The following is a 304-nucleotide window of genomic DNA, read 5'->3' as shown; positions in this document are numbered from 1 at the left end:
ACGCTCGCCGCGACGTCGGTGAACTTCGATGTGTCGGTGTTCGAGATCGTGACGACGCTTGCGGTGGGCGGCACGGTCGAGGTGGTGCGTGATGTGCTGGAGCTGGGGGAGCGGGAGTCCTGGTCGGGTGGTGTGATCAGTTCGGTGCCTTCGGTGTTCGCGGAGTTGCTGGACGAGATCGCGGGCCGGGTGTCGGTGGACACGTTGGTGTTCGCGGGTGAGGGGTTGTCGGGTTCGTTGGTGGCGCGGGCCCGGGAGGTTTTCCCGGGAGTGCGGATCGTCAACGGCTACGGCCAGACCGAGA

At 66.4% G+C, this 304-nt stretch carries 1 protein-coding gene; it reads left to right on the top strand.

Annotated features, from left to right (window positions below):
* Positions 1-304: AMP-binding protein (locus tag OO63_RS41130; RefSeq protein ID WP_033264994.1), on the top strand; the 304-nt coding region annotated here is incomplete at both ends.

The sequence above is a fragment of the Streptomyces alboflavus genome (assembly GCF_000716675.1).
GTDB lineage: Bacteria > Actinomycetota > Actinomycetes > Streptomycetales > Streptomycetaceae > Streptomyces > Streptomyces alboflavus.
The sequence above is the reverse complement of the archived record's forward strand: the minus strand, read 5'-3'. Positions and strand labels throughout refer to the sequence as shown.